Consider the following 26080-nt stretch of genomic DNA (forward strand, 5'->3'; position numbering starts at 1 on the left):
GAAGCCGAGTCGAACTCCAAATGGAACAAGCTGGCTGAAGTCCAGCTTGTCCCTTGGCTTTTTAGCTGTCCATCTTCAACGCTGAAATAAACGCCTCCTGCGGGATATCCACCTTCCCGAACTGGCGCATCTTCTTTTTACCCGCCTTCTGCTTGTCCAGCAGTTTGCGTTTCCGCGTGGCGTCGCCTCCGTAGCACTTCGCGGTCACGTCCTTGCGCAAGGCCGAGAGGGTCTCGCGGGCGATGACCTTGCCTCCGATGGCGGCCTGGATCGGGATTTTGAACATGTGACGCGGGATCAGGTCTTTGAGCTTTTCGCACATCGCCCGGCCCCGCATCTCGGCCCGGTCGCGGTGAACCATGGTCGACAGCGCATCCACCGGTTCGTCATTCACCAGCACCGACATCTTGACCAGCGCGTCCTCGGTATAGCCGGTCATCTGATAGTCGAATGACGCGTAACCTTTTGTTACCGATTTGAGCCGATCATAGAAATCGAACACCACTTCGTTGAGAGGCAGGTCATAGACAACCATGGCGCGGCTGCCCGCATAGGTCAGGTCCATCTGGATGCCGCGGCGGTCCTGACACAGCTTCAGCACGTCGCCCAGGAATTCGTCCGGAACCAGGATGGTCGCCTTAATGCGCGGCTCCTCGATATGATCGACCTTGGAGGGGTCGGGCATGTCGGCGGGGTTGTGCAGCTCGATCATCTCGCCGTCTTTCATGTAGACGTGATAGATCACCGAGGGCGCAGTGGTGATGAGGTCAATATCGTATTCGCGTTCGATGCGGTCGCGGATGACCTCAAGGTGCAAAAGCCCGAGGAAACCGCAGCGGAAGCCAAAGCCCAGCGCGGCAGAGGTTTCCATCTCAAAGCTAAAGCTGGCGTCATTGAGCGCCAGTTTGTCGATCGCATCACGCAGGTCTTCGAATTCGGAACTGTCGACAGGGAAGAGGCCACAGAATACGACGGGTTGTGCGGGTTTGAAGCCTGTCAGAGCCTCTTCGGCACCATTGCGGTCATTGGTGATGGTGTCACCAACGCGGGTGTCGCGGACCTGTTTGATCGAGGCCGTCAGAAAGCCGATCTCACCGGGGCCGAGGCTATCGACCATCTCCATCTCGGGGCGGAAGACGCCGACGCGGTCGACATGGTGCAGGGTATTGTTCGACATGAACTTGACCCGCATCCCCTTTTTCAGCGTGCCGTCCATGATGCGGACCAGAACGATGACGCCAAGATAGGCGTCGTACCACGAATCCACCAGCATCGCCTTGAGCGGCGCGTCCAGATTGCCTTTTGGGGCAGGCAGATGGGTGACGATGGATTCCAGCGTCTCATGAATGCCCTGCCCGGTCTTGGCGCTGACCTGAATGGCATCCGTTGCGTCAATGCCGATCACATCCTCGATCTGTTCGGCCACGCGGTCACAATCGGACGCGGGCAGGTCGATCTTGTTCAATACCGGCACAATCTCATGATCGGCGTCGATGGCCTGATAGACATTCGCCAGCGTCTGCGCCTCGACCCCTTGGGTGGAGTCGACAACCAGCAACGAGCCTTCGACCGCGCGCATGGACCGTGAGACCTCATAGGCAAAGTCCACGTGGCCGGGGGTGTCGATCAGGTTCAGCACGTATTTCTCGCCATTGTCGGCGGTATAGTCGATGCGGACCGTGTTGGCCTTGATGGTGATGCCGCGCTCGCGCTCGATATCCATGCTGTCGAGCAGCTGTTCCTTCATGTCGCGATCCTTGACCGTTCCGGTCTCTTGGATGAGCCGGTCAGCAAGGGTGGATTTGCCATGGTCGATATGCGCGACGATGGAGAAATTGCGGATATGGGCGAGGTCTGTCATAGCGACGGGATATGGTTCGAAAACGGGCGCTGGTCAAGGTGGGACGGTGCAGCACGAAACCCTTAGTTTTTCTGGTTAGCCCGATAGGCTGACAATCCGACTACTCATCCATCATAACATCAAAATCTGACCACCCATCAGGCCAGCCCGTTCTTGATCAGTTCAGCGTTCATCCAATGTGTCTCGCTTTGGACATGATCTTCGCGAACATATTTGGCGAGATGAGTTGGCATATCCCGTTCAGCGAAGGCAGCAGCGGTTCGCACCACAAACCCCTCTTGCGTCGTCAGGTTCAGGTTGGAAATCACATCTTCTGCAATGTCGTTTGAGAAAACACCCCGATAGAGCTGCGGGACGGGCACCACACCAAGTTCAGCGAAGCGGGTCAGCGTCGCATCCCACGATTGGACTTCGTCGCCTTTCACCCATGCAAAGCCCAGAAAATATGTCGGCAATGCCGCATAGGCGATGGAATGGCGGGCAAAAAGATACTCGCCAACGATCCGCTCATCCTTGGACAGCTGTGGGGAAACACCCGCCGCAAACGCCTTTATCCAATCACGCGAAGGATGGTATCGGGCATCCAGGCTACGCGGGTGGCAACCGCCTGCGTGAATCGTGGTATTTTCACCGTCCATTTTCTCGGTGCACACAACCTCTTTCGCAGCAATCAAAGCACTAACATCCGACATGATCTTATCGTCGTTTGTGGCGCCGGGAGATTGCGGCAAGTGAAAAGTGCGTCCGTATTTCTTGAGCATAATCAGTATCAAAATTGATCTATCAGGCAAGCATCGGGTTACTAAAGGCAACAATTGCGACTTACGCAATCACTTTTTCAAACCAAGTGATTGATCCGCATCGCAACTTGCACAATACTCACGCGCAAGCTGAGAGGGGCACAGATTCCTCCGGGCGGGCGAAAACGAGGCATGAGCATGAAACAGTTCCTACTAATTGCACTTTGTGCAACTTCCACTTTGGCGATGGCTCCTCAGGTGGCTGAGGCCGCGGCGATCAAGCGCGCGTGTTTGGCGTCGGACCGCACAGCGGCGACGCGGGCGCGGTGCAGCTGCATTCAGCAGGTGGCCAATCAGGCCCTGACGCGCAGCGATCAGAAAACCGTGGCCAAATGGTTTAAAGACCCCCATCAAGCGCAGGTGCTGAAGATGTCGCAGACAGAGCGTGATGACGCGCTGTGGGATCGCTATCGGAACTTTGGCCAACTGGCGCAGGCCGTTTGTAACTAAGCGGGCCTCGCTCCTTGACCTGACCGGCGCTGCGCCCCAGAAAAGGCGCAGTGAAAGGTGCATGTGATGGTTATGAAAGGGCTAAGCCTGCGTGGGCTCGAAGTGTTCGAGGCGCTGGCGCGGACGGGTTCGGTGGCGCAGGCGGCCGAGATCACAGGCCTGAGCCAACCATCGGTCAGCCAGCAATTGCGTAATCTTGAAAACGTTCTGGGAACCGAGCTAGTCGATCATGGGCGACGCCCGATGCGCCTGACGCAGGCAGGGCGCAGTTTTCTGACCCGGACCGAGACGATACTGGCCGAGCTGCAGATGGCCCAAAGCGAGCTGACCGTGATGGACCTGGGGCATCTGACCACCCTGTCCATCGGGTTGATCGACGATTTCGACAATGACCTGACGCCGCGACTGGCCACCTTGCTGGCCGACAGCCTGACCCGGTCGAAATTCAAGCTGATCACCCTGCCCAGCCTTGAGATTTTCGAAGAACTTGAATCTCAGCGTCTGCATCTGGCGGTCTCGGCCCACAGCGGCGAAGTACTGGAAGGGGTGGTAGAATATCCTCTGGTACAGGACCCGTTCATTCTGGTGGCCCCGAAGGGGGCGGTTGATGCAACACGGGACCTGCCCTTTCTGCGCTATGCCCGCGAGCAGCTGATCAGCCGCCAGATTGAGGCGCATCTGGCGCGACAACAGCTGGAGTTCGAGGAACGGTTCGAGATTGGCTCACATCTGGCTATGATGGCGATGGTGGCGCAGGGCCTGGGCTGGGCGATCACGACGCCGCTGGGCTATATGCGGGCGGCGCGGTTTCATGACGGAATGGATGTGCACCCTGCCCCGTTCGGAGAATCCTCGCGCATGATTTCCCTGTTCACCCGCACCGACTGGTCCGATCAGGTTCCGCAAGAGGTTGCGGGAATGATTCGCCGGCTGATGCGCAGTCAGATCGTTGACCCGGCGTTGGCGCATCTGCCTTGGCTCAGCGATCGGTTAAAGGTGATGGGCTAGGCGCTCAGATGCCTGTGCAGGCCTTCGACCGCTGTTTCGATCAGGTCCAGCACCCCGTCAAAATCACGCGTGTAATACGGGTCGGGCACATGATCCGCGCCGGTATGCGGTGCGAAATCGGTCAGCAGGTGAACGGGGGTGTCGCTGCCTTCTGGTCGCAGGTCTTCGATATCCGCAACGTTGCTTGTATCCATACCAATGATCGTGTCGAACCGGTGAAAATCCTCGGCGATGAACTGCCGCGCGCGCAGGTCATCCAGCGGAATGCCACGCGCCCGCGCCGCGGCCTGCATCGGCCCGTAAGGCGGATCGCCGATATGCCAGCCTGACGTCCCGGCGCTGTCGGTGGCGAAATGCGGTGCACGGGCGCGAAAAGCGCCTTCGGCAGCGGGGGAACGGCAGATATTGCCCAGGCAGACAAACAGGATACGGTGAGTCATGAACCAAGGTGTAGCGTGAAGGGCAAAGATGGGAAAGATCGTCATTCTGACCGGGGCCGGGATTTCTGCTGAAAGCGGGTTGGGGACGTTTCGCGACGCGGGCGGCCTGTGGGCCCAGCACCGGATCGAGGATGTCGCCACCCCCGAGGGCTTTGCCCGCAACCCGGCGCTGGTTCACGAGTTTTACAACGCCCGCCGAGTGCAGGCCGCCAAGGCCCTCCCCAATGCGGCGCATAAGGCGTTGGCACGGCTGCAAGGGGACTGGCCTGACGAAGTGGTGATCGTCACCCAGAACGTCGACAACCTGCATGAAACAGGCGGGGCCGAGCGTGTGGTTCATATGCACGGCACTTTGGGCGGGGCACTGTGCGCGGCCTGCGATCACCGCTGGGCCGCACCGCCCGAAATGGCGGTGGATGAACCCTGCCCCGTTTGCAAAGCCCCGACCGCCCGTCCAGACGTGGTCTGGTTCGGCGAGATGCCCTATGATATGGATACGATCTATGATCACCTGGCCTCGGCTTCGGTCTTTGCCGCCATTGGCACGTCCGGTCAGGTCTACCCCGCTGCCGCCTTTGTGCATGAGGCCCGCATGTCGGGCGCCGAAACCATCGAGTTAAACCTGAAACCATCGACCGGCGCATCCGGTTTTGACAAGGTTGTCCTTGGCCCGGCGACAGAAACGGTGCCGCATTGGGTCGATGGGCTGCTGGGCGCGCGTTAACGGCGAAACCGGCAGACACAGTCAGGGTTTAGTGTTTATGATGACGGCAAAACAAGCCCGGAGCCCCCTATGACAGACCCCCAGACCCCTCGCAGCGAAATCCTTGATGACGGCAGCCAGACGGGCCGGGATGCGCTTGGCGATCAACTGGCGAACCTGTGGTGGACTTTCCTTCTGCGCGGGTTGCTGGCCGGGGCGCTTGGGGTCGCAGCCCTGTTCTGGCCGACGAACAGCATCGCGATGCTGTTGCGACTGGTTGGCCTGCTGCTGATCCTTGACGGCGGCCTGACCCTGCTGGGCTTTGGACGGCGCGGCCTGATCGGCGGTGTCGGCATCGGTGCTTTGCTGATCGGGCTGGTGCTGCTGATCTGGCCCGAAGGAGTGGCGCGGCTGACCTTCTTCCTGCTGGGCGCATGGGCGCTGATCGTGGGGGTGGGATCGCTGCTGGCGTGGCGACAAATGCCTGACCGGAACCCGGACGCCCCGACGATACGCAACTCGGGGATTGTGGCGTTAGTGATCGGGCTGGTCCTGATCTTCTGGCCCGGCAGCGGCATGGTGGCCCTGGGATGGGCGATTGCTTTCTCGGCTCTGGCTTTTGCGGCCGTGATGTTCTTTCTGACCGTGCGGTTCAAACGCGCCCATGACCGCGTGGCGATGCGCGTGGTCAACCGCTGACCCCGATACCGCAACGGCAACAGGCCGGGCAAAGCCCGACCTGACGCATGGATGACGGCCGCTACGCGGCCCGAAGACAGGCGTGGCCTCAGTTCGAGCCGTGGCCGCCCTTGTCCTGACGTTCAAGGTCGACCGGAATCTCGATTTCAACTTCGCCTGCTTTTTCGAAAATCAGGGTTACGGGAACCGCTGCGCCCTGCTCAAACGGTGCCGTCAGACCCATGAACATGACGTGATCGCCCCCGCGTTGCAGCATGTGGGTTTCCCCGGCCGGGATCACGAAACCCTCTTCGACATGGGTCATCTTGGCAACGCCGTTTGCGTCGATCAGGTGGGTGTGCAGTTCGACCCGCGCGGCGGCATCCGATTCAACGCCGACCAGCCTGTCATCGGCCTCGCCCGCGTTTTGAATCATCATGAAGGCCGCGCCGGCCTTGGCCGTTTTGCCGGATGACCGGGCATAGGCATCGTCAACGGTGATTGTGTCTTGGGCAAAGGCGGCAGTGGCCAGGGTGGCGGCGGCCAGGGTGGCCAGCAGTTTGGATGTGAGGGACATTGTGCCTCTCCTTCATAAATATCTGATTGGGTTGAAGAGTGAATCAGATCAAAACAGGAGGCGCGCGCGCGGGCCTGCGCGGAACAGGCAAGGCGATCAGATTTCCGGCACAGCGTAGCGGCGCTGGTTGCGCGGTTCGCGGCGTATGTGGAACCGCAAGCGCCGCCACAATGACAGCCCCCAGCAGGTTCACAGCATATTCAGGACAGAAATGCGGGGCTTTGGTTGGCTGGCCTTCCGCGTCACTGTAGACAACCACCGGTCCGGACCCGGTACAGAGAACCATCTGCCCCACCGCCCGGTTCATTCCACGCGATGCGGCAACACCTTGCCCCGTCAGAATGACAAGCAGCGAAAGCCCCAAAGGCAGAATTCTGTTCAGAACGGGTTTCATCCTGCCCCGATATAGGCCGGGGGCAAAGCGGGCTTCAAGCGCATTCGGGTGCGTCAGAAGCCCGCCATCAGAAGTTTTCTGTCACCTGTCCGGCTCGGGACGTTTGACTGACCCTTTGGTCATGCTCGTGTGCAGTCGGTTCACCTGACGCTGCATTCGAACACATGCCCCAAGGGTCTTGCCAAAGAAGGTAGCCAACAGGGAAAAATAACCTGAAGATTTAAAAGACATGAGAGCTAACTCCGCCAGATGAATATGACTAAACATAAGTCGGACGGGGCCATGTGTATGTGAACAATATCACGTGCCTGATGAATTTATTTCCACATCGAGAACAAACAAAGCATCTGGGCAAAAGAAAGGCCCCGTACCACGCGGTACAGGGCCTGAATTTCCAGCAGTGAAACAGGGCTTAGGCCGCGGCTTGTGCCTTGGCGATTTCCTTTTTCACTTTCAGTGCGTTGTCGGACAGCTCATCGTCCTTGGCTTTGGCCAGGAACGCATCCAGACCACCGCGGTGATCAACCGAACGCAGGGCAGCCGCCGAGATGCGCAGCTTGACGCCACGACCCAGAGTTTCCGACTGCAGGGTAACGTCGTTCAGGTTGGGCAGAAAACGACGACGAGTTCTGTTTTTGGCGTGGCTGACATTGTTGCCAGTCATCGGGCCTTTTCCGGTCAGTTCGCAACGGCGCGACATGGTTTCTTCCTTTGTCTCTAGAGGCCGGGCAAGATGCCCTCGGCCAAATCACAAGGGGCGCAACCCGAAGTCGCGCCCGAAAACTGGTTGGATGCGTGTAGTGGGAATCGCCAGAAGGGTCAAGACAGGCAAAGCGGATTCTTTGGTTTTGCCCGCACAACATTCAGCTCAGGCCCGCCAGCATCTGCTCCGCTGCCAGCGCAGGGCTGAGACGCCCTTGCGAAACCTCGGTATTCAGACGTTCCATTTCCGCCTTGGCCTGCGCCGTGTCCAGACGCGCCAGCAGGGAATGACGGACCTCTTGGCCGAACCAATACCGTGCCTGCGCGGCCCTGTTGGCTTCCCAATGGCCGTTGTCGCGACGCCATTTGGTCAGCGCCTGCATTTCCTCCCACGCGTGCTCCAGCCCGTGTTCTTCAACCGCGGAAACGGTCATCGCCTTGGGAAAGGTTTCGGGGTCCTGCGGACGTTTGCGCAACAGACGCAGGGCACCAGCATAATCGGCGCAAGTGCGGGTGGCGGCAGCCTTCAGATCTCCGTCTGCTTTGTTGACCAATATCATGTCGGCCATTTCCATGATGCCGCGCTTGACGCCCTGCAATTCGTCCCCGCCTGCCGGGGCCAGAAGCAGCAGAAACAGATCAGACAATTCCGCGACCACGGTTTCGGATTGCCCGACGCCCACGGTCTCAATCAGGACCACATCGAAATCAGCCGCCTCGCACAGGGCAATCGCTTCGCGGGTGCGACGGGCGACGCCGCCCAGGTGGTTTTGGCTGGGCGATGGGCGGATAAAGGCGTTCTTGTCGCGGGACAGGCGTTCCATCCGGGTTTTGTCCCCCAGAATCGACCCACCCGACCGGGCCGAGCTGGGATCGACCGCCAGAACCGCAACCCGCAGCCCCTGCGCCGTCAGCATCATGCCAAAGCTTTCGATGAAGGTGGATTTTCCCACCCCCGGTGTGCCTGACAGCCCGATACGCAGCGATTGCCGCCCGGCCTGCGCCAGGTGCGTCAGCAATTCGACTGCCTGCGCCCGATGATCGGCGCGGCCGCTTTCGACCAACGTGATCGCACGCGCCAACGCGCGGCGCTCTCCGTTCAAAATCCTGTCGCCCAGGCTATCCATTTCCATTTCGACCCCGATCTTTTGCGGCACGACTACTTGCCGCCGCCGGGGGTGGTTTGTCCAGCCCAGAGCGGTCAGGAATCCTGTCAGATGCAGATTGTTCGATTGAATGTGTTGCTGGTGGTCCTCTGTCCCTTGCATCATCCTCCGGGCTGACCGGCCAACAGTGGAACTGGACCTCTGCCAGCAGTTGGCGGATAAAGCCTGAATGACAATACGCCTGCCCATCGACGATGCCATTCCTGATCTGCTCAAGGCCCTGACCACCGCAGGCCGCGCGGTTTTGCAGGCCCCACCGGGGGCAGGCAAGACAACGCGTGTGCCACTGGCGATGCTGGGCGCAGGTTTGTGTCGCGGGAAAATCGTGATGTTGGAACCCCGCCGTCTGGCGGCACGCGCCGCCGCCGAGCGCATGGCCGAAACGCTGGGCGAGCGCGCGGGCCAAACCGTCGGATACCGCGTGCGGGGCGACGCGAAAGTATCGAAACAGACGCGAATCGAAGTGGTGACCGAAGGCGTCCTGACCCGGATGCTGCAATCCGAGCCTGACCTGCCCGGTGTCGGCGCGGTGATTTTCGACGAATTCCACGAACGCTCGCTGAACGCCGATCTGGGGCTGGCCCTGTGCCTTGAGGTCACCGGCGCGCTGCGGGACGATCTGATCCTGCTGGCGATGTCGGCAACACTGGATGCCGAACCGGTGGGCCAATTGATGAGCGCGCCGTTGGTGACGTCCGAAGGGCGCAGCTATCCTGTAGAAACGCGCTGGCTGGATCGCCCATTGGGCGCGCAGGCGCGGCGGCTGGATGCGCTGGTCGATCTGGTGGCGCAGGCCGAGCGGGACACGCGCGACACAGGCGGCGGAATACTGGTGTTCCTGCCCGGCGAGGGTGAAATCCGGCGGGCCGAGGCCGCCCTGACCAGCCGTCTGCCCAAGGATTGCGAGATACGGCCCCTGTTTGGTGCCCTGCCCTTTGCCGCCCAGCGCGCGGCGATTGGACCGGTCGAGATCGGGCGCAAGGTGGTGCTGGCAACGTCGATTGCCGAAACCTCGCTGACCATTCCCGATATCCGCGTGGTGGTGGACATGGGACAGGCGCGGCGGGCGCGGTTCGATCCGGGATCAGGCATGTCGCGGCTGGTGACGGAACGGGTGACGCGGGCCGAGGCCACGCAGCGGGCAGGCCGCGCGGGCCGTGTGGCCGAAGGAGTATGTTACCGCCTGTGGTCACGGGGCGAAGAAGGGGCGCTTTCCGCCTATCCTCCTGCCGAGATCGGGGCCGCCGACCTGACCGGGCTGGCGTTGGAACTGGCCCTGTGGGGGGCCGAGCCGGACGATCTGGCTTTTCTGACACCCCCACCTGACGGCACCATGACCGAGGCGCGCAGCCTTCTCGCGATGCTGGGCGCATTGGATGGCAAAGGGCGGATCACCGATCACGGGCGGGCCTTGTCCGCACTGCCCTTGCATCCGCGATTGGGGCATATGCTGGTACGAGCCGGATCTGACGCCGCACCGCTGGCCGCGCTGATGGCCGAGCGTGACCCGCTCAGGGGCGCGCCGGTTGATATGCTGCTACGGCTCGAAGCGTTGCGCGACCTGCGTGTGTTTCAACGCAACCGGGTGTGGCAGGTGAATGCGGGCGCGGTGGAGCGGATCAAATCCGAGGCCAAACGGCTGGGTAGACAAGGCGGTTCGGGCGACTATAGCCCGGCCCAGATGGCCGCGCTGGCCTATCCTGACCGGGTCGGGCAGCGCCGCAAGGGCGACGTGCCGCGCTATGTTCTGTCGGGTGGCAAGGGCGTTGTTCTGGACAGCGGCGACACGCTGGCCGCCGCGCCTTATCTGGTGGTCACGGACACCGACGGCAACCCGCGTGAGGCGCGCGTTCGGATGGCTGTCCAGATATCCGAGAGCGAAATCCGCGCGTTGTTTGCAGATCAGATCGGCTGGGCCGAGACCTGCGAGTGGTCAAAACGTGATCGCCGGGTCGTGGCCCGGCAGCAGGAAAGGCTGGGCGCTATCACGTTAGGGGATCGCGTTTGGAAGGATGTGCCCGACGATAAGGTAGCGCTGGCCATGCTGGATGGGGTGCGCGATCTGGGTTTGCGACTGAACGGGGCCGCCGCCCGGCTGGCCGCGCGGGTGGAACTGGTGCGGGCCGAGGGCGCAGACCTACCGGATTTCTCGGTCGATGGGCTGATGATGTCGCTGGAGGACTGGTTGCTGCCGATGCTGTCGGGCGTGCGCACTGCCGAGGAATGGAAACGGTTCGACCTGCTGCCCGCGCTGCGCGCCCGGCTGGACTGGAACCAGACGCAGGAACTGAACCGCCGCGCACCAGGATCGTTTGAAACGCCGCTGGGGCGCAAGGTGCCGATTGACTATGGCGGCGCGATCCCCGAAATCTCGGTTCGTCTGCAAGAGCTGTTCGGCGTCACCCGGCACCCTGTCGTTGGCGGCGAGGCATTGAAGATCACCCTGCTATCGCCCGCGCAACGCCCGATCCAGATCACCCGCGATCTGCCCGGCTTCTGGGCCGGATCGTATGAGGATGTCCGCAAGGACATGCGCGCGCAATACCCCAAGCACCCCTGGCCCGAAGACCCGACACAGGCCGACCCGACCTTGCGGGCCAAACGGCGCAAGTGACCCCGATTTCCGACAGAAAGTAAGCGTATATTAAGGGACACGTTGATAGACCCAAGTTTCATTGTTATGTCTCTACGGCTCAAGACAGGATTTGCACGGGTTTTAGAATATATGTCGACATGGCTGCGAAAAATCTGGGAAGGCATCGCCCGCCCCATGGTGTTGCGCCCCAAACGGGTGCAATTCGCGGCCCTATGCGTACGAGAAACCGACGACGGTAAAGAGGTTTTGTTGATCACCAGCCGCGACTCGGGTCGCTGGATCATCCCCAAAGGCTGGCCGATTGACGGAAAAGAAGGGGCGGAAACCGCCCTGCAAGAGGCGTGGGAAGAGGCCGGTGTTCGGCCTGAACGGTATGAGCGTGAGGCGCTTGGTCAATTCACCTATGACAAGATCCTGAAAGATGGGACCGCGCAGCAGGTTCAGACAAATGTCTACTACGTCGCGGTAAAAGAATTGGCGGATCAATATCCTGAGGCCGGTGAGCGTCAGCGCAGTTGGGTATCGCCTGATATCGCGGCAGAACGCGTTCAGGAACCCGGGCTGAGTACCCTACTGCTGAGCCTGTAACCCGGTCGCGACATTTTTATGACAGTCCGGTTGCCAAACGGCCCGGAACCCGATAGCTGCGCCGGTCAAGTCAAACAGCCCTTAAAAAAATGCCCATGCCAAACCTGAACGCCAAATCCCGCTGGCAAGCGCTGGATACTGACCTGCACCGAATTTCACGGGTCGAAAATGCCAACGCTCATGTGGCGCGCCCTTTGCTGGCGCCCGGAATCGCGCTGGCCTTTATCGCATTGGCCGGGCTGGTTGCCGCAGTGCTGTTCGGTCAGGCGGATGGTGGCCTTATCGTTGCTGCGGCGGCGGCCTTCGGGGCCTATATGGCGATCAATATCGGCGCCAATGACGTAGCAAACAACATGGGTCCTGCGGTCGGTGCAAATGCGCTGACGATGGGCGGGGCGATCGTCATTGCCGCCATCGCCGAAAGTGCCGGTGCGCTGCTCGCAGGTGGTGATGTGGTGTCGACCATTTCCAAGGGGATCATTGATCCCAACTCGGTACAGAACAGCGATGTGTTCGTCTGGGCGATGATGGCGGCGCTGATCTCATCGGCGATGTGGGTCAATCTGGCCACTTGGGTCGGCGCACCCGTTTCGACCACACATTCGGTTGTTGGTGGTGTCATGGGGGCCGGAATTGCCGCCGCGGGCCTAAGCGCAGTCAGTTGGGGCACGATGAGCGCGATTGCAGCCAGCTGGGTTATCTCACCTGTTCTGGGCGGCGCAATCGCCGCCGGGTTTCTGGCCCTGATCAAAACCAAGGTCCAATATCAGGACGACAAAATCGCGGCCGCGCGCCGCTGGGTGCCGATCCTTGTGGCGGTGATGGCCGGGGCGTTTTCCACTTATCTGGCCGTAAAGGGCCTGAAACGCATCGTTAAGGTTGATATCGAGATCGCGCTGCTGATCGGCCTGACCACAGGCTTTCTGGTCTGGGCTGTCACTGTCCCCTGGGTGCGGCGCAAGTCCGAAGGCATGGAAAACCGAACGCGATCCCTGAAAGCGCTGTTCGGCCTGCCGCTGGTCATCTCGGCCACGTTTCTAAGCTTTGCGCACGGCGCAAACGACGTGGCCAACGCGGTCGGTCCACTGGCCGCCATTGTGCACACGGCCGAATTTGGCGATTTCGCCTCAAAAGTGGCCATTCCGAACTGGGTCATGGTCATCGGTGCCTTCGGCATTTCCTTCGGCCTGTTCCTGTTTGGGCCCAAGCTGATCCGAATGGTCGGCAGTCAGATCACCAAGTTGAACCCAATGCGTGCATTTTGCGTAGCGCTGTCGGCGGCGATCACGGTGATTGTAGCCAGCTGGCTGGGCCTGCCTGTCAGTTCGACCCATATTGCGGTTGGGGCCGTGTTCGGCGTTGGGTTTTACCGCGAATGGCACTCGGACCGGCGCTGGAAGAAATCGAACAGCCATCGCCCGCCCGAACGCCGATTGGCACGCGAGGAACATCAGCGACGCAAGCTGGTGCGGCGTTCGCATTTCATGACCATTGTGGCCGCCTGGGTTATAACCGTTCCGGCCGCCGCGTTGATGTCCGCTGCAATCTTCTGGGTGTTGACCGCCTTTACCTGAATCGTCTCAACCAAAGATCTGATCAGGCTTCAGGGCTGTGCCCGGTTGCTGTTCGATCAGGCGCAGGACTTTGGCACAAATCGGCGTCGGCGTACCGGTTTCGGCACCGATGCGAATGATCTCTCCCTGCAGGCTGTCGATCTCGGTCGGACGGCCCGCCGCCAGATCATACGCCATCGAGGTCCGCGCGCTTGGGTCGATGGTCAGCATACGGGCCGCGATCCGGGTGAACAGCGGTGTCGGCAGGCGCAGGATATGCGGTGTCATCCAGGCGGGTAGCGGTGTGGTCGAGGCAACGGGATGACCCGCAACCTTGAGAACACACAGGGCCTCGGCCATCTGATCGGCCATCAGGCGACGCCAGTTTCGGTTCAGCAATTGTTCTTTCAGCGTCAGCCCCGACAGCGCGTTCAGCGCATTGTTGAGGTTGATCACCAGCTTGCCCCATTGCACAGCCTCAATGTCATCGCGTTCGACAACAGGCAGTTCAGCGCTGCTGAGCGTTTGACCCATCCCGCCGGGGCCACTTTGGATGACGATCTCACCCGATGTGGCGCGGTGAAAACTGGCCGGGGCGGACGGCACGACGTTAAAGGGCACCATGCCTGCACACACGTCGTGATCGGGCAGAGCCGCGCGCAGGGTACGGGCGTTTTCCATGCCGTTTTGCCAGGACAGTATCGGGGTGGATTTCGGCGCGTATTGCGTGATCTGACCGGCCATTTCTGCTGTCGCGCCGGTTTTCACCGTGACAATGACCACCTCAGCGCCATTCAGGCAGACCGGGTCTTGCGTCAGGGTCAGATCACCCGCGACAACATGGCGGCGAAGGCCCGCGAAATCGGTTACCGTCAGCCCCTTCTCCTGGATCGGGTTCAGAATGCGCGGACGGCCCAACAGGGTCACGTCATGCCCTGCATCCGCCAGCAGTGCCCCGCAATAGCACCCTATGCTGCCTGCGCCAGCTATCACGATCTTCATTGGTGCCCCCCCGTTGTTGCGGAAAGGATCACCGGGACCGGATGTCCGGGCAAGCCGTGCCCGCGTTGACGTCGCGTTCAGCGCGCCAGCCGCGGCTTGGTTCGTTCCAAGTCATCCGAGATCGGAATGAACTCCTGATTATCACCGGGCGGCAAATGAAAGGCTCCGTTTGCCCAGTCGGCTGTTTTCCATTCCCGGGTGGCACTTTCGATTTTTTCTTTCGAGGACGAGACGAAGTTCCACCAGATATAGCGATCCTCGTTCAAGGTCGCGCCGCCCAGCAGCATCAGTCGCGCACCCATCGGCCCGGCCTTGACCGACAGATTGTCGCCGGGGCGGAACACCATCATGCGGCCTTGATCGAAAGTGTCCCCGGCAATGTCGACCGCGCCTTGCGTGACATAGACACCGCGATCTTCGTGATCGTCTGGCAAAGGAAAGGATGCGCCGGGGTCCAGTTGCACGTCCAGATAGAAGGTTTCCGACAGCATCGTGACCGGGCTGCTTTCCCCGTAGGCCGAACCAAGGATCAGCCGCGCGCTGACGCCGCTGTCCTGAATATGGGGCAACGCGCCCTGTTTGTGATGCTCAAAGTCGGGGGCCATGTCTTCGTACGCTTCGGGCAGTGCGATCCAGGTCTGGATGCCGAACAGGCTGTGTCGTTTGCCCCGTGTCTCGGCGCTGGTGCGTTCCGAATGGGTGACACCACGCCCGGCGACCATCCAGTTGACCTCGCCGGGGTAAATCATCTGATGAGTGCCCAGGCTGTCGCGATGTTCGAATTCACCCTGATACAGGTAGGTCACGGTGCCCAGCCCGATATGAGGGTGCGGGCGCACGTCGATACCGCCTTCGGTAATAAATTCGGCAGGACCCATCTGGTCGAAAAAGATGAACGGGCCGACAAGCTGACGCTGAACTGAGGGCAGCGCCCGGCGCACCTCGAACCCGCCCAGATCACGGGCGCGCGGGATGATCAACGCGTCCAGCGCCGGGTTATCGGTCGCGTCTTTGGGGGTGTGGGTCGGGTTCCAGCTCATGCCTGTTCTCGCTTGATCGAAAGGGTGTCCGGGGCATTCGGTGTTCACCTGTGCAAGATAAAGGTGTTACGCCATAGGGCAATATCGCATGAGCGCACATTACCGGTGCATGTTCTCATGATAATTGGGACAGCCGGGTCACACAGCGGTGACCCACGAAGCATCAACTTTGACGAGCCGAACTCGGAATTCCCGGCGACCGTGCTATACTTTAAAACCAAACGTGCCCGGCCCCGAAAGGCCCGGCAGATCGTAGCCCGCTCAGGGAGGAGAGCATTCCATGTCCGGTGTCCGTTTCACCCGCCGTTCCCTCATCACCACAGGTAGTGCGCTGTGCGTCACCGGAATTGTCGGGCTGGTCCTGCCCGCCCGCGCAGCGGGGGTCGCGCCGACCAAATCTATGCGCGGCGGATCGAACAATTACCGCCCCGGTGCGCCCATCGTAGACCGCATCGGCGGCGGTGGGTTCTGGATGACCGGCACCGTGCGCCGTGCGGGCGACGGCGCTGCGATGGCTGGTCAGCGCATCCAGATCTGGGCCCACACAACCGAAGGGCACGAGCGGGATCCACAAAGCCATGGCGCGACCCTGACTGACGCGAACGGGGAATTCCGGCTGGAGATGCCGCAGATCGTGCCCGCGTTCGGCCAGCCGCACGGGCATCTGGCCTATGACAGCGGTGAGTTCGAAACGGTGTTCCTGCGCCCGGTCATGTCCAGTTCAAGGGACAAAACCCTGAGCGCGCATTTCGTTTTGCAGCCCGCCTGACGTCCGCCGTTCCATGAACACCACCCGCATGATCCTGATCTGGGCGGTTTTGGCCTGCGCGATTGTGGTGCCGATTGCCGCCGCAGCCATGAGCCCTTTGCTGGAATGGCGTGATCCGACCTACATCATCGCCGGGTTCGCCGGGATCATCGGAATGGCAGTGCTGCTGGTACAACCACTGTTGGCAGGGCGCTATTTGCCCGGCCTGTCGCCGGTGAAAAGCCGCCACCTGCACCGATTTGCCGGGCTTACGCTGGTCGCCGCGATTTTGATCCATGTCGGCGGGTTGTGGGTCACCAGCCCGCCGGATGTGGTTGATGCGTTGCTGTTTGTATCTCCGACACCGTTTTCCGCCTGGGGCGTGATTGCGATGTGGGCCGCGTTTGCGGCGGCCCTGCTGGGCCTGTTCCGGCAACGTCTGGCGTTACGGTTTCGCGTTTGGCGGCTGGGTCATACCGGAGCGGCGACCGTGACGATTGTCGGCAGTGTCGTGCATGCGATGCTGATCGAAGGCACGATGGAGGTCATGACGAAGACCACCCTGTGCGGGCTGGTCTTGCTGGCGAGCGCCCGGACGCTCGCCAGATTGCGGGTCTGGGATGTGCGGCGGCGCGTGGGTTAAACCCCCAGACACCAACGCATGATGGCTTTTTGCGCGTGCAGGCGGTTTTCGGCCTCATCGAAGATGACCGAGTTCGGGCCGTCCATCACCTCGGATGTCGCCTCCTCCTCGCGGTGGGCGGGCAGGCAATGCATGAACAGCGCGTCGGGTTTGGCGTGGGCCATAAGTTCGGCATTCACCTGATAGGGGCGCAGCAGGTTGTGGCGGCGTTCCTTGGCAGATTGGGAATCGTGCATCGACACCCAAGTGTCGGCGACCACAAGATCCGCCCCTTCGACGGCTTTGAACGCGTCGCGTTCGATCACGATTCTCGAACCCTGCTTACGGGCGAGGCCGATGAACTCCTCCTCGGGGTCCAGCTGGGCGGGGCCGGTAAAGGTCAGGTCAAACCCGAACTGGCCTGCGGCGTGCAGGAACGAGGCGCAGACATTGTTGCCATCGCCGGTCCAGACCACCTTTTTGCCCTTGATCGGCCCGCGGTGTTCTTCGAACGTCAAAACATCGGCCATGATCTGGCAGGGATGGGTGCGGTCGGTCAGGCCGTTGATCACCGGCACGTCGGAGTATTGCGACATCTCGGTCAGGATGGTTTCATCGAATGTGCGGATCATGATCATGTCGACATAACGTGACAGCACGCGGGCGGTGTCAGCGATGGTTTCGCCATGGCCCAGTTGCATATCCTTGCCGGACAGAACCATCGTCTGCCCGCCCATCTGGCGCACGCCAACGTCAAAGGACACGCGCGTCCGGGTCGATGGTTTTTCGAAGATCAGCGCAACCATGCGATCCTTGAGCGGCTGCTCATCATCAAGTGCAGCTTTGGGGCGGCCCAGACGGGCCTGTTTCATCGCGCCGGCCTGATCAATCATGGTCCGCAGTTCAGTCGTATCGGTTTTGTGGATATCAAGGAAGTGGTTCATATCATGTCGCTTTTGGCTATCGGTTGTCGGGGGCTTTACCCCCGGACCCCCGGAGTAATTGGTACTAGTTAATGATCAGGCGGCGGTAAGGCTGGCCGCAACCTGTTTGGCGGCCTTGTCGAGGCGGATCACGGCCTGTGCGATGTCGTCCTCGGTCAGGGTCAGGGGTGGCAGCAGTCGGATGACGTTGTCAGCGGCCGGAACGGTGATGACCTGATTGTCATAACCTGCGTTAACCACGTCGAGATTGGTCGGCTTGCATTTGAGGCCCAGCATCAGGCCCGCGCCGCGCACCTCTTCGAACACTTCGGAGTGGTCGGCGATCAGGCCTTCGAGTTTCTGACGCAGCATCCCGGCTTTGCGGTTCACGCCATCAAGGAATGCAGGTGTCGCAACCTGATCCAACACGGCACAGCCCACGGCACAGCCCAGCGGATTGCCGCCATAGGTGGAACCATGGGTGCCTGCGGTCATGCCGCTGGCTGCGTCCTCGGTCGCCAGCACCGCGCCCAGCGGGAAGCCACCGCCGATGCCTTTGGCGACCATCATGATGTCCGGCGTGATACCCGCCCATTCGTGGGCGAACAGCTTGCCGGTACGGCCGACGCCGCATTGCACCTCATCCAGGATCAACAGCAGGCCATTGTCGTCGCAAATCTGGCGCAGGGCCTTGAGTTCGGCGTCCGGCACGGGACGGATACCGCCCTCGCCCTGAATGGGTTCGATCAGGATTGCCGCAGTCTGGTCAGTGATCGCGTTGGTCACGCCGTCGAGGTCTCCGAATGTCAGGTGGACAAAGCCGGGCAGCAGCGGGCCAAAGCCCTTGGTCATCTTCTCGGACCCGGCGGCGGCGATACCGGCCGAAGAACGCCCGTGGAACGAGCCGTCAAAGGTGATGATCTCAACCCGTTCGGCCTGATCCTTGTCATAGAAATACTTGCGGGCCATCTTCACGGCCAGTTCGCAGGATTCCGTGCCGGAGTTGGTGAAAAACACCGTATCGGCAAAGGTATGTTCAACCAGCTTGTCGGCCAGCGCCTGCTGCTGCGGGATGTTGTACAGATTCGAGACATGCCACAACGCATGCGCCTGTTCCGTCAGGGCCGCGACCAGCGCCGGATGCGCATGGCCCAGCGCGTTCACCGCGATCCCGGCACCCAGATCCAGAAAACGTCGGCCATCCGCCTCGGTCAGCCAGGCGCCTTCGCCCTTCACGAATGTCAGGGGCGCACGGTTATAGGTCGGCAGAACGGACGGCATCATCGGATCATCCTTTTCAGATAGCTTGAGCCCCGTGAGTGATACACCAGGCCCATGTTCGTCAACAGATTTGGTGGGGATTGCGCGGATTTGGACCGCGCATAGATCAATTGGGCGCTTACGCGGTAAAGCGTCGACGTCGGAGGCGCAGGATATGTGCGGTTTTGATCATGGGGGCCGTATAGCCGCGCGCGCAACGTCTGGGAACCCCGAATTTTGCAAGCCGGTGCAATTCCTTCCGCGCCGGGCATTTGCCGCTTGCCATTTGGGCCGCTCTGACGCACCGGTGGGCCATGTTTGTCGCCAAAGCCCATAACCCGCCCCTTGCGGCCCTGCTGATCTTTGTCGCCAGCGCCTTTATCGCGGGCACAACGCTGCTGGCCAAGGCGCTGGGGACAGATACGCTGGGTCCGCCGCTGCATCCGATGCAGATCAGCCATGGGCGGTTTCTGTTCGCGTTTCTGGTGATCGTCAGCGCGGTGGGCATCCTGCGCCCGCAACTGCGGCGCCCGGCCTGGGGGCTGCATATCGGGCGGACAAGCTTTGGCTGGGTGGGGATCACGCTGATGTTCGCATCGGTCGCGTTTATCCCGATTGCGGATGCCACGGCGATTTCCTTTCTGAACCCGGTCTTTGCGATGGTTCTGGCGATTCCTCTGTTGAAAGAGGGTGTCGGACCGTGGCGCTGGCTGGCCGCGGCGGTGGCACTGGCCGGGGCGTTGATCCTGTTGCGGCCCACGCCCGCCAGCTTTCAGCCCGCAGCCCTGCTGGCGCTGACAGCGGCGGCCGTGATCGGGATGGAGCTGATTTTCATCAAGAAGCTCTCGGGCCGGGAAATTCCCATCCAGATTCTGCTGATCAACAACGCGATGGGGCTGACCATCGCCAGCGTCGCAGTCAGCTTTGTGTTTCAGATGCCGACGCCCGCACAATGGGCGGCACTGGTGGCGATTGGCGTGCTGATGGCCTGCGCGCAGGCCTGTTTCGTCAACGGTATGGCGCGGGCCGATGCGTCCTTTGTGGCCCCGATCAGCTATGCAACGCTGATCTTTGCCGCCTTTTACGATTTCGCGGTGTTCCGCGTGATCCCGGATGGGATCAGCCTGATCGGCTCATCCATCATCCTGACCGGCGGTCTGATTCTGGTCTGGCGCGAGGCGCGGCATCGTCACGCCTTGAGCCGATAGCCCGTGCGCAGCATCTGCCAGGTCGCGGCCCCCACCACCAGCGTTGCCCCGCCACAGACAGCCATCCCCAACCAGGGCGAGCTGTCAGACACGCCGATCATGCCAAAGCGCAGCCCGTCGATCAGATAGAACACCGGGTTCACATGACTGATCACGTTCAGCACCGGCGGCAGCGCATCGACGGAATAGAAAGTGCCCGACAGGAAGGCCAGCGGCGTGACGATGAAGTTGGTGATCGCCGCCATCTGATCGAACTTGTTGGCAAAAATTCCGGCCAGCAGGCCCAGCCCGCCCATGAAAGCCCCGCCGAGGATCACAAAGATCAGCGCGATCAGCGGGTTCTGCGGCACCAACCCCAGCACCAATGCCAGCGCCGTGGCGACGACCAGCGCGATCAATACGCCCCGGGCGACGCCCCCTGCCAGATACCCCAGCAGGGTTTCCAGCGGCGATAGCGGCGGCATCAGCGTATCGACGATATTGCCCTGCACCTTGGCGATCACCATCGAGGACGAGGTGTTGGCAAATGCATTCTGGATCACCGTCATCATCATGATGCCGGGGGCCAGAAAAGTCAGAAACGGCACGCCCATCACATCGGATCGGCTGGGCCCGATGGCAATGTTGAAGATCAGCAGGAACAGCCCGGCGGTCACCAGCGGCGCCAGCAGGGTTTGGGTCCAGACCGCAAGAAAGCGCAGCGTTTCACGCTGTGCCAGGGTGTAAAGCCCCATCCAGTTGACCGCGCCAAAGCGGCGCGCATCGTGATCCACGAGATTCTGCATGATCTGCCCTTTACCTGATTCGAAGACCGCTTGTAACTCGGCCCGCAGTGTTTAGAATAGGGCGCTGAGACGAATTCCCAAGGCGGCCCGAATCCGGGGCCGCTTTCCGCTTTTGAAAGGCAAATGATGTCCTGGACTGACGAGCGTGTAGAACTGCTGAAGAAAATGTGGGGCGAGGGCCAGTCGGCCAGCCAGATCGCCAAGGAGCTGGGCGGCGTGACCCGCAATGCGGTGATCGGCAAGGTGCACCGTCTGGGTCTGTCGAACCGCGCCACCGGCGCGAGCCCGGCAAAATCCGAACCCAAGGAAAAACCGGCCCCCGCGCCCAAGGTCGAGGCCAAGCCGAAACCTGCGCCCAAGACCGAACCCGCACGCCCCACCCCGGCCCCCATGCCCGAGGCGAAACCAGCAGTGCCCGCGCGTCGCCAGATCATCCCGGCCGGTCAGCCGCTGCCGCCGCAGCCTTCGGCCAACGAAATCAGCCCCGAGGCATTGGCCAAGGTCAACGAGGTCGAGAAGAAGGCCAAGAAGCTGACGCTGATGGAGTTGACCGAGAAAACCTGCAAATGGCCCGTGGGCGACCCTGCGACCGAGGATTTCTGGTTCTGCGGCCTGCCCGTTGAGGCGGGTAAACCGTACTGCGAGGCGCATGTTGGCGTGGCGTTCCAGCCGATGAGCTCTCGCCGAGATCGTCGGCGGTAAAGACGCGTTTGGCACACACTGATGTTTGCGGTGTGTCACTGGCAAATTTGTTTTCTTGACTGACCACCCGTCGCACGACTGGTGGTCAGTGTTTTTTTTGGCCTGAGGGATTCAGTCATTCAGCCCCGATTAAAATACAAGGTCCTGTTCTGCGTCTACGCAGCATTGATTTTTCTGGCCTATATGATGCTGTTAAATCAGTCAGTGTTCACACCCAACCAATTCGGCAGGACGCCGTCATCACCGATACAGATTATGTATCTTTGCGTTTGGCTCGCACCCCTCATACCGCTGATTGTGGCAGGATTCGTTTTAAAGGGGATGCGGCGTATACCTGCTTGGCTCGCAAAGCTTTTTGCAGGGGTTTCACTGGCCGCTGGCCTCTTCTTGACCCTGGCGTCCGGAGTGTTTTCGCTGTTTTCTACCACTCAACTGTTGCATGGCGTGACGCTGACGGTTGCCGTCGCTTCAAGCTTTCTGATTTGGGCGGGCCACGATCATGATGCGGATCCTTCGTGGATCGCAAAATTGGGGATTGCCGGAACAACAATCGCGGCTCTCTGGTCATTACTGACTGCACCGATGATCCTGATCCAATCTCATGCAATCGCGGATGGGTCGCCATATTGCATTGCCCATCATTCGCCAGACGCCCCGGTCGAGGCGATACACGAGTTACGCGGGTTTTCATTTTACACCGAGGCGACCGGATACAAATCCACTTCCGAATGGTACTTTCACGGTCTGATGATCGTAGATCACCCAGAAGAACAGAGGGTTTACAATTGGTCCCCGAGACGATGGCGCTTCGATTTGGTCGAGCGCCCGGATGTATTGATCATACCCATCCGAGATGTCTGCGCCCCAAGCTAACGGCTATTGCGCCGGATGTGACGGCAGATCCGGCATCGGCACCCAGCCCGGCAGATCATCCGGTGACACCGAGACATGCAGGTGTTCCGATCTGTCCCGTCCGACTTTCCGGTGCTTGCGCAGGAGAAAAATCTTGCCCCAACCGCGCCACGTCCCAACAGAACGTGCGGTCGGGTCGATGGGAAACCGATCACGCCAGCCTTCGGGTAATGGCAAGCCGTGCTGCTCTGCCTTGTCCAACATCCAGATTAAAGAAATGTTGCTCAGCGGACGCGCCTCTTCATAGCCGTTTAGCTGGCCGCCGACATCGCCATGGGTGCCGCGAAACCAGACCTGCTCGACGTGGCCCTTGAACTCGGGGGTACATTTCCACAGAACCGGCTCATAGACCTCGCGCGTCTCATCCAGTGCCATGGCGTGATAGCCATGCCGCGTGGCGGGGCCAAGCTGGTGGTTGTGGAATGCGTGCTTCTCTTCGGCCCGGCGCCACAGCAGGGGCAGCCGCAGGCCCAGTGCCTTGACCGTATCCCAGACGCCGATCATTTCGATGGCGACATCCTCGTGGCAGAATTGACGGCGGAAATCGCGCGCGGCGGTTCCGCCGGGATTGCATTCATAGTGGCGGTAGGCTTGCTTGATGTTACGCTCAGTCGCGTGTTCAGCCTTGAGCAAGCCGATCATATCCAGAACCCCCGCAAGGCTGCGCACGCCGTAGGCCCCCCGCGAATAGCCGATGAAATAGATCCGGTCACCGGGTTTATAGCGTGAAGAGAGATAGCCGTACGCGCGGCGGATCTGGCGGTTGATGCCCCGCCCCATCATCACATCCAGCGAGGATTTCCAGCTTTCCCACTGCACGCCGGATTCGTAGAAGACCGAGACTTTGCTGCCCATTTCACAACACAGGCCCAGGGTCTGGCCCGCATGGGTTTCAAAGCCGGGTTCCAACGTGGACATCGTACCGTCCAGAATAATCACATGGCTGATGGGGTCGCGATGGCGCGTTTCGGCAGAATGCTTGGACCGCAGGGGCCGCCCAAGCCATCCCAAAACCTTTTTACTCAGCCGCGACAGAATCATGCGTCAGCAATTCCCATACTTTCTGAGGTGTGAACGGCATATCCGCCTGTCGCACCCCGTGATCCCAGAGCGCATCCTGAACCGCATTCGCCACAGCAGCCAGTGCGCCCACGGTGCCAGCCTCGCCACAGCCTTTCATCCCCATCGGGTTCGAGGTTGACGGAACCGGCGCCGAGGTAAACTTAATCATGGGTATCTCAGCGGCGCGGGGCAAGGCGTAATCCATCAACGAAGCCGTGAGCAGTTGCCCTTGCGCATCATGTACAACACGTTCGCTCAGCGCCTGACCGATGCCCTGAACCACCCCACCATGCACCTGCCCTTCGGCCAGCATCGGGTTGATAAGGTTACCGAAATCATCAACCACCGTATAGCGGTCGACCCATGTTTCCCCGGTGTAAGAATCGATCACGATTTCGGCAACATGTGCGCCGTTGGGATAACTGCGTGCATCCAGGTTGGCGCGGGCCTCATGCCGCAGCAGGTCGGTGCGCCCGTCGGCACGGGCCATCGCAGCCGCTTCGATCAGCGTCGGCGTCAGGTTCGAGCCCGGCGCGCGAAAGGTTTCATGGTCGAAGGTCACATCGCTTTCCTCGACCCCCAGCTTATCGGCCAGATACGGCGCGAATGCGGCGATCATCCTGTCAATTGTGGCCAGCGTTGCCGTGCTTTGCACCGTGACCGAGCGCGACCCGCCGGTGCCGCCGCCATGGGGCAGCTGATCGCTGTCGCCCTGCACGATATTGATCTTGTCCGGTGCAATCCCGGTCTGATCGGAAAGAAATTGCGTATAGGCCGTTTCATGTCCCTGCCCGTTCGATTGGGTACCGACATAAAGGTTCACCGTTCCATCCTCGCAGAATTCAATTTTTGCGTTCTCGGAAGGATCACCCAGAATACTTTCGATATAGTAACACAGGCCCTGCCCCCGGATCAGACCGCGTTCGGCGTCTGCGGCCTTACGCTTGGCAAAGCCTTCGGTCTGATCGCCTGCGCGGCGCAGGATCATGTCAAAATCGCCCACATCATAGATTTCGCCAGTGGCCGTTTTATAAGGAAATTCATCGGGACGGATGAAATTCCTGCGCCGCAGCTCCCACGGATCAACGCTCAGCTCGCGCGCGGCGCGGTCCATGGCGCGTTCCAGTACATAGATCGCCTCGGGGCGGCCCGCGCCGCGATAGGCATCGACCTGCGTGGTGTTGGTATAGAACCCTTCGACCCGCAGATAGGTCGTTTGAACGTCATAGACGCCCATCAGCACCTTGCTGAACAGGTTGGTCTGGATCGCCTGCCCGAAATGGCTGTTATAGGCCCCCAGGTTGATCTTGCTATGCACCCGGTAGGCGATGATCTTGTGGTTTTCATCAAACGCCAGCTCAGCCAGCGAGGTCAGATCCCGGCCATGATGGTCGGATAGCATCGCCTCGGACCTGTCCGACATCCAGTGGACTGGCTGGTCCAGTTTCATCGCGGCCACCGAGACGCAGAAATATTCGGGGTATGGCATCACCTTCATGCCAAACCCGCCGCCCACATCGGGGGTGGTGACGCGGATGGATTCGGCATCAAGCTTCAGCTTTTCCGCCAGTTGCGCCCGCATCGCCCAGACGCCCTGCCCGCCATAGGCAAAATGCAACCGCCCGCCAGACCAGCTGGCCTGACAGCCGCGCGGTTCAATCGAGGCGATGATCACCCGATTGTCGTGCACGTTCAACGCAACGGTATGGGCGGCGGCCTGAAATGCGGCTTCGGTCGCGGCCTCATCCCCCAGCCCCCAGTCAAAGGCGCGATTGTCCGGCGCTTCGGGGTGCAGGGCCTCTCCGCCAGCTGCGGCATCTATCTTTGCGGGAAGGTCTTGCGTGTCCATCCAGATCAGTTCGACCGCATCGCGGGCCTGCTCCAAAGTATCCGCAACGACCACGGCGACGGGTTCACCGACAAATCGCACCCGGTCATTGGCCAGCATGTGCCGATCCGGCGCGGCCGCTTTTGTGCCATCGCGGTTGGGCACCGTTGCCGCGTTCATCACCGTGTCGATCCCGGCCTCGTGCAGATCCTCCAGCGCCAGCACCAGACGCACACCGTCAGCGGCGCGCGCGGCTTCCAAATCCAGCGATGTGATCTGACCATGGGCAACGGGGCTGCGAAAAAAGGCGGCGAACAGCGCATTTGCGGGGACATCATCATCCATGTACCGCCCCTGCCCGGTCAGAAACCGTTGATCCTCGGTCCGTTTGACTGACTGGCTTTTGCCGAACTTTTCCATTGTGCCCTCCTGCAATCCCCTCAGGGGCGACACTAGGCTGCGGTGGTACATT

General features: G+C 60.8%; 26 protein-coding genes. 12 read left to right on the top strand and 14 right to left on the bottom strand.

The genetic code is table 11. The features are described from left to right. Window positions 1-61 precede the first annotated feature (61 nt). The gene (gene lepA, locus JT51_RS08150) at window positions 62-1861 is read right to left on the bottom strand and encodes a translation elongation factor 4 (RefSeq protein WP_037310569.1); all 1800 of its coding nucleotides are present in this window, start codon (window positions 1859-1861) and stop codon (window positions 62-64) included. 137 nt (window positions 1862-1998) lie between these two features. Beyond that, a complete protein-coding gene (locus JT51_RS08155) occupies window positions 1999-2553 on the bottom strand; it encodes an RNA ligase family protein (RefSeq protein WP_419177302.1) in 555 nt (184 codons plus the stop codon). A 246-nt stretch (window positions 2554-2799) separates the two neighbouring features. Here JT51_RS08155 and JT51_RS08160 point away from each other — a divergent pair, with 246 nt between their 5' ends. Beyond that, on the top strand, window positions 2800-3111 hold the full coding sequence (locus tag JT51_RS08160) for a hypothetical protein (protein WP_037311931.1): 312 nt from the start codon (window positions 2800-2802) through the stop codon (window positions 3109-3111). Window positions 3112-3177: 66 nt separating this feature from the next. Then, the gene (locus JT51_RS08165; protein WP_037310574.1) at window positions 3178-4119 is read left to right on the top strand and encodes a LysR family transcriptional regulator; all 942 of its coding nucleotides are present in this window, start codon (window positions 3178-3180) and stop codon (window positions 4117-4119) included. On the opposite strand, the gene JT51_RS08170 is transcribed toward JT51_RS08165, so the two are convergent. Continuing rightward, window positions 4116-4559: a low molecular weight protein-tyrosine-phosphatase gene (locus JT51_RS08170; protein ID WP_037310577.1), complete on the bottom strand. Its 444-nt coding sequence runs from the start codon at window positions 4557-4559 to the stop codon at window positions 4116-4118. The two genes, JT51_RS08165 and JT51_RS08170, sit on opposite strands and share 4 nt — an antisense overlap. A 28-nt stretch (window positions 4560-4587) precedes the next feature. Here JT51_RS08170 and JT51_RS08175 point away from each other — a divergent pair, with 28 nt between their 5' ends. Both JT51_RS08175 and JT51_RS08180 read left to right on the top strand, forming a co-directional pair. Next, window positions 4588-5283, top strand: coding sequence for an NAD-dependent deacylase (locus JT51_RS08175; protein ID WP_037310580.1), 696 nt, complete (start codon window positions 4588-4590; stop codon window positions 5281-5283). Between the two features lie 69 nt (window positions 5284-5352). Then, window positions 5353-5961 carry an HdeD family acid-resistance protein gene (locus JT51_RS08180; RefSeq protein WP_037310583.1) on the top strand — a complete coding sequence of 203 codons (609 nt, stop codon included), beginning with the start codon at window positions 5353-5355 and terminating at the stop codon, window positions 5959-5961. 88 nt (window positions 5962-6049) lie between these two features. On the opposite strand, the gene JT51_RS08185 is transcribed toward JT51_RS08180, so the two are convergent. The 4 genes from JT51_RS08185 to meaB all read right to left on the bottom strand — a co-directional run bounded on the left by JT51_RS08185 (window position 6050) and on the right by meaB (window position 8746). Beyond that, entirely contained in the window at window positions 6050-6517 is a 468-nt protein-coding gene (locus JT51_RS08185; RefSeq protein WP_037310585.1) for a copper chaperone PCu(A)C, read from the bottom strand. Between the two features lie 43 nt (window positions 6518-6560). Further along, window positions 6561-6911 carry a hypothetical protein gene (locus JT51_RS08190; RefSeq protein ID WP_037310588.1) on the bottom strand — a complete coding sequence of 117 codons (351 nt, stop codon included), beginning with the start codon at window positions 6909-6911 and terminating at the stop codon, window positions 6561-6563. A 412-nt stretch (window positions 6912-7323) separates the two neighbouring features. Continuing rightward, window positions 7324-7611 (bottom strand): 50S ribosomal protein L28, encoded by a 288-nt coding sequence (gene rpmB, locus JT51_RS08195; protein WP_037310591.1) that lies wholly within the window; start codon window positions 7609-7611, stop codon window positions 7324-7326. Window positions 7612-7774: 163 nt separating this feature from the next. Next, on the bottom strand, window positions 7775-8746 hold the full coding sequence (gene meaB / locus JT51_RS08200; protein WP_051927497.1) for a methylmalonyl Co-A mutase-associated GTPase MeaB: 972 nt from the start codon (window positions 8744-8746) through the stop codon (window positions 7775-7777). A 202-nt stretch (window positions 8747-8948) separates the two neighbouring features. Here meaB and hrpB point away from each other — a divergent pair, with 202 nt between their 5' ends. The 3 genes from hrpB to JT51_RS08215 all read left to right on the top strand — a co-directional run bounded on the left by hrpB (window position 8949) and on the right by JT51_RS08215 (window position 13537). Continuing rightward, window positions 8949-11393: an ATP-dependent helicase HrpB gene (gene hrpB, locus JT51_RS08205; RefSeq protein ID WP_037310593.1), complete on the top strand. Its 2445-nt coding sequence runs from the start codon at window positions 8949-8951 to the stop codon at window positions 11391-11393. Window positions 11394-11504: 111 nt separating this feature from the next. Next, the gene (locus tag JT51_RS08210) at window positions 11505-11963 is read left to right on the top strand and encodes an NUDIX hydrolase (protein WP_037310595.1); all 459 of its coding nucleotides are present in this window, start codon (window positions 11505-11507) and stop codon (window positions 11961-11963) included. Between the two features lie 95 nt (window positions 11964-12058). Further along, on the top strand, window positions 12059-13537 hold the full coding sequence (locus tag JT51_RS08215) for an inorganic phosphate transporter (protein WP_037310598.1): 1479 nt from the start codon (window positions 12059-12061) through the stop codon (window positions 13535-13537). Between the two features lie 6 nt (window positions 13538-13543). On the opposite strand, the gene JT51_RS08220 is transcribed toward JT51_RS08215, so the two are convergent. Further along, a complete protein-coding gene (locus JT51_RS08220) occupies window positions 13544-14518 on the bottom strand; it encodes a 2-dehydropantoate 2-reductase (protein ID WP_037310601.1) in 975 nt (324 codons plus the stop codon). Window positions 14519-14595: 77 nt separating this feature from the next. After that, window positions 14596-15558, bottom strand: a complete 963-nt coding sequence (locus JT51_RS08225; RefSeq protein WP_037310603.1) for a pirin family protein — start codon at window positions 15556-15558, stop codon at window positions 14596-14598. A 280-nt stretch (window positions 15559-15838) separates the two neighbouring features. Here JT51_RS08225 and JT51_RS08230 point away from each other — a divergent pair, with 280 nt between their 5' ends. Together JT51_RS08230 and JT51_RS08235 are read left to right on the top strand one after the other, a co-directional pair. Beyond that, window positions 15839-16327 (top strand): hypothetical protein, encoded by a 489-nt coding sequence (locus tag JT51_RS08230; protein WP_037310606.1) that lies wholly within the window; start codon window positions 15839-15841, stop codon window positions 16325-16327. A 13-nt stretch (window positions 16328-16340) separates the two neighbouring features. Beyond that, window positions 16341-16949, top strand: a complete 609-nt coding sequence (locus JT51_RS08235; RefSeq protein WP_037310609.1) for a ferric reductase-like transmembrane domain-containing protein — start codon at window positions 16341-16343, stop codon at window positions 16947-16949. Here JT51_RS08235 and argF read toward each other — a convergent pair. Together argF and JT51_RS08245 are read right to left on the bottom strand one after the other, a co-directional pair. After that, the gene (gene argF / locus JT51_RS08240) at window positions 16946-17872 is read right to left on the bottom strand and encodes an ornithine carbamoyltransferase (protein ID WP_037310611.1); all 927 of its coding nucleotides are present in this window, start codon (window positions 17870-17872) and stop codon (window positions 16946-16948) included. The genes JT51_RS08235 and argF overlap by 4 nt on opposite strands. A gap of 75 nt (window positions 17873-17947) precedes the next feature. Beyond that, complete coding sequence (locus JT51_RS08245; protein ID WP_037310614.1) at window positions 17948-19135, bottom strand: aspartate aminotransferase family protein; 1188 nt, start codon at window positions 19133-19135, stop codon at window positions 17948-17950. Window positions 19136-19425: 290 nt separating this feature from the next. On the opposite strand from JT51_RS08245, the gene JT51_RS08255 reads away from it, so the two are divergent. After that, window positions 19426-20319: a DMT family transporter gene (locus JT51_RS08255; protein WP_037311935.1), complete on the top strand. Its 894-nt coding sequence runs from the start codon at window positions 19426-19428 to the stop codon at window positions 20317-20319. Here the strand turns inward: JT51_RS08255 and JT51_RS08260 are convergent. Beyond that, window positions 20301-21104: an ABC transporter permease gene (locus JT51_RS08260; protein WP_037310620.1), complete on the bottom strand. Its 804-nt coding sequence runs from the start codon at window positions 21102-21104 to the stop codon at window positions 20301-20303. The two genes, JT51_RS08255 and JT51_RS08260, sit on opposite strands and share 19 nt — an antisense overlap. Window positions 21105-21230: 126 nt before the next feature. Here JT51_RS08260 and JT51_RS08265 point away from each other — a divergent pair, with 126 nt between their 5' ends. After that, window positions 21231-21806, top strand: a complete 576-nt coding sequence (locus JT51_RS08265; protein WP_037311937.1) for a GcrA family cell cycle regulator — start codon at window positions 21231-21233, stop codon at window positions 21804-21806. Window positions 21807-21887: 81 nt separating this feature from the next. Further along, entirely contained in the window at window positions 21888-22679 is a 792-nt protein-coding gene (locus tag JT51_RS08270; protein ID WP_037310623.1) for a hypothetical protein, read from the top strand. Between the two features lie 3 nt (window positions 22680-22682). Here JT51_RS08270 and JT51_RS08275 read toward each other — a convergent pair whose 3' ends face one another. After that, window positions 22683-23759: a DUF2235 domain-containing protein gene (locus JT51_RS08275; protein ID WP_037310625.1), complete on the bottom strand. Its 1077-nt coding sequence runs from the start codon at window positions 23757-23759 to the stop codon at window positions 22683-22685. Continuing rightward, window positions 23737-26028, bottom strand: coding sequence for a xanthine dehydrogenase family protein molybdopterin-binding subunit (locus tag JT51_RS08280; RefSeq protein ID WP_037310627.1), 2292 nt, complete (start codon window positions 26026-26028; stop codon window positions 23737-23739). Before JT51_RS08280 ends, JT51_RS08275 begins: the two co-directional genes overlap by 23 nt. Between the last annotated feature and the right edge of the window lie 52 nt (window positions 26029-26080).

The sequence above is a fragment of the Ruegeria halocynthiae genome, from assembly GCF_000743705.1.
Lineage (GTDB): Bacteria > Pseudomonadota > Alphaproteobacteria > Rhodobacterales > Rhodobacteraceae > Ruegeria > Ruegeria halocynthiae_B.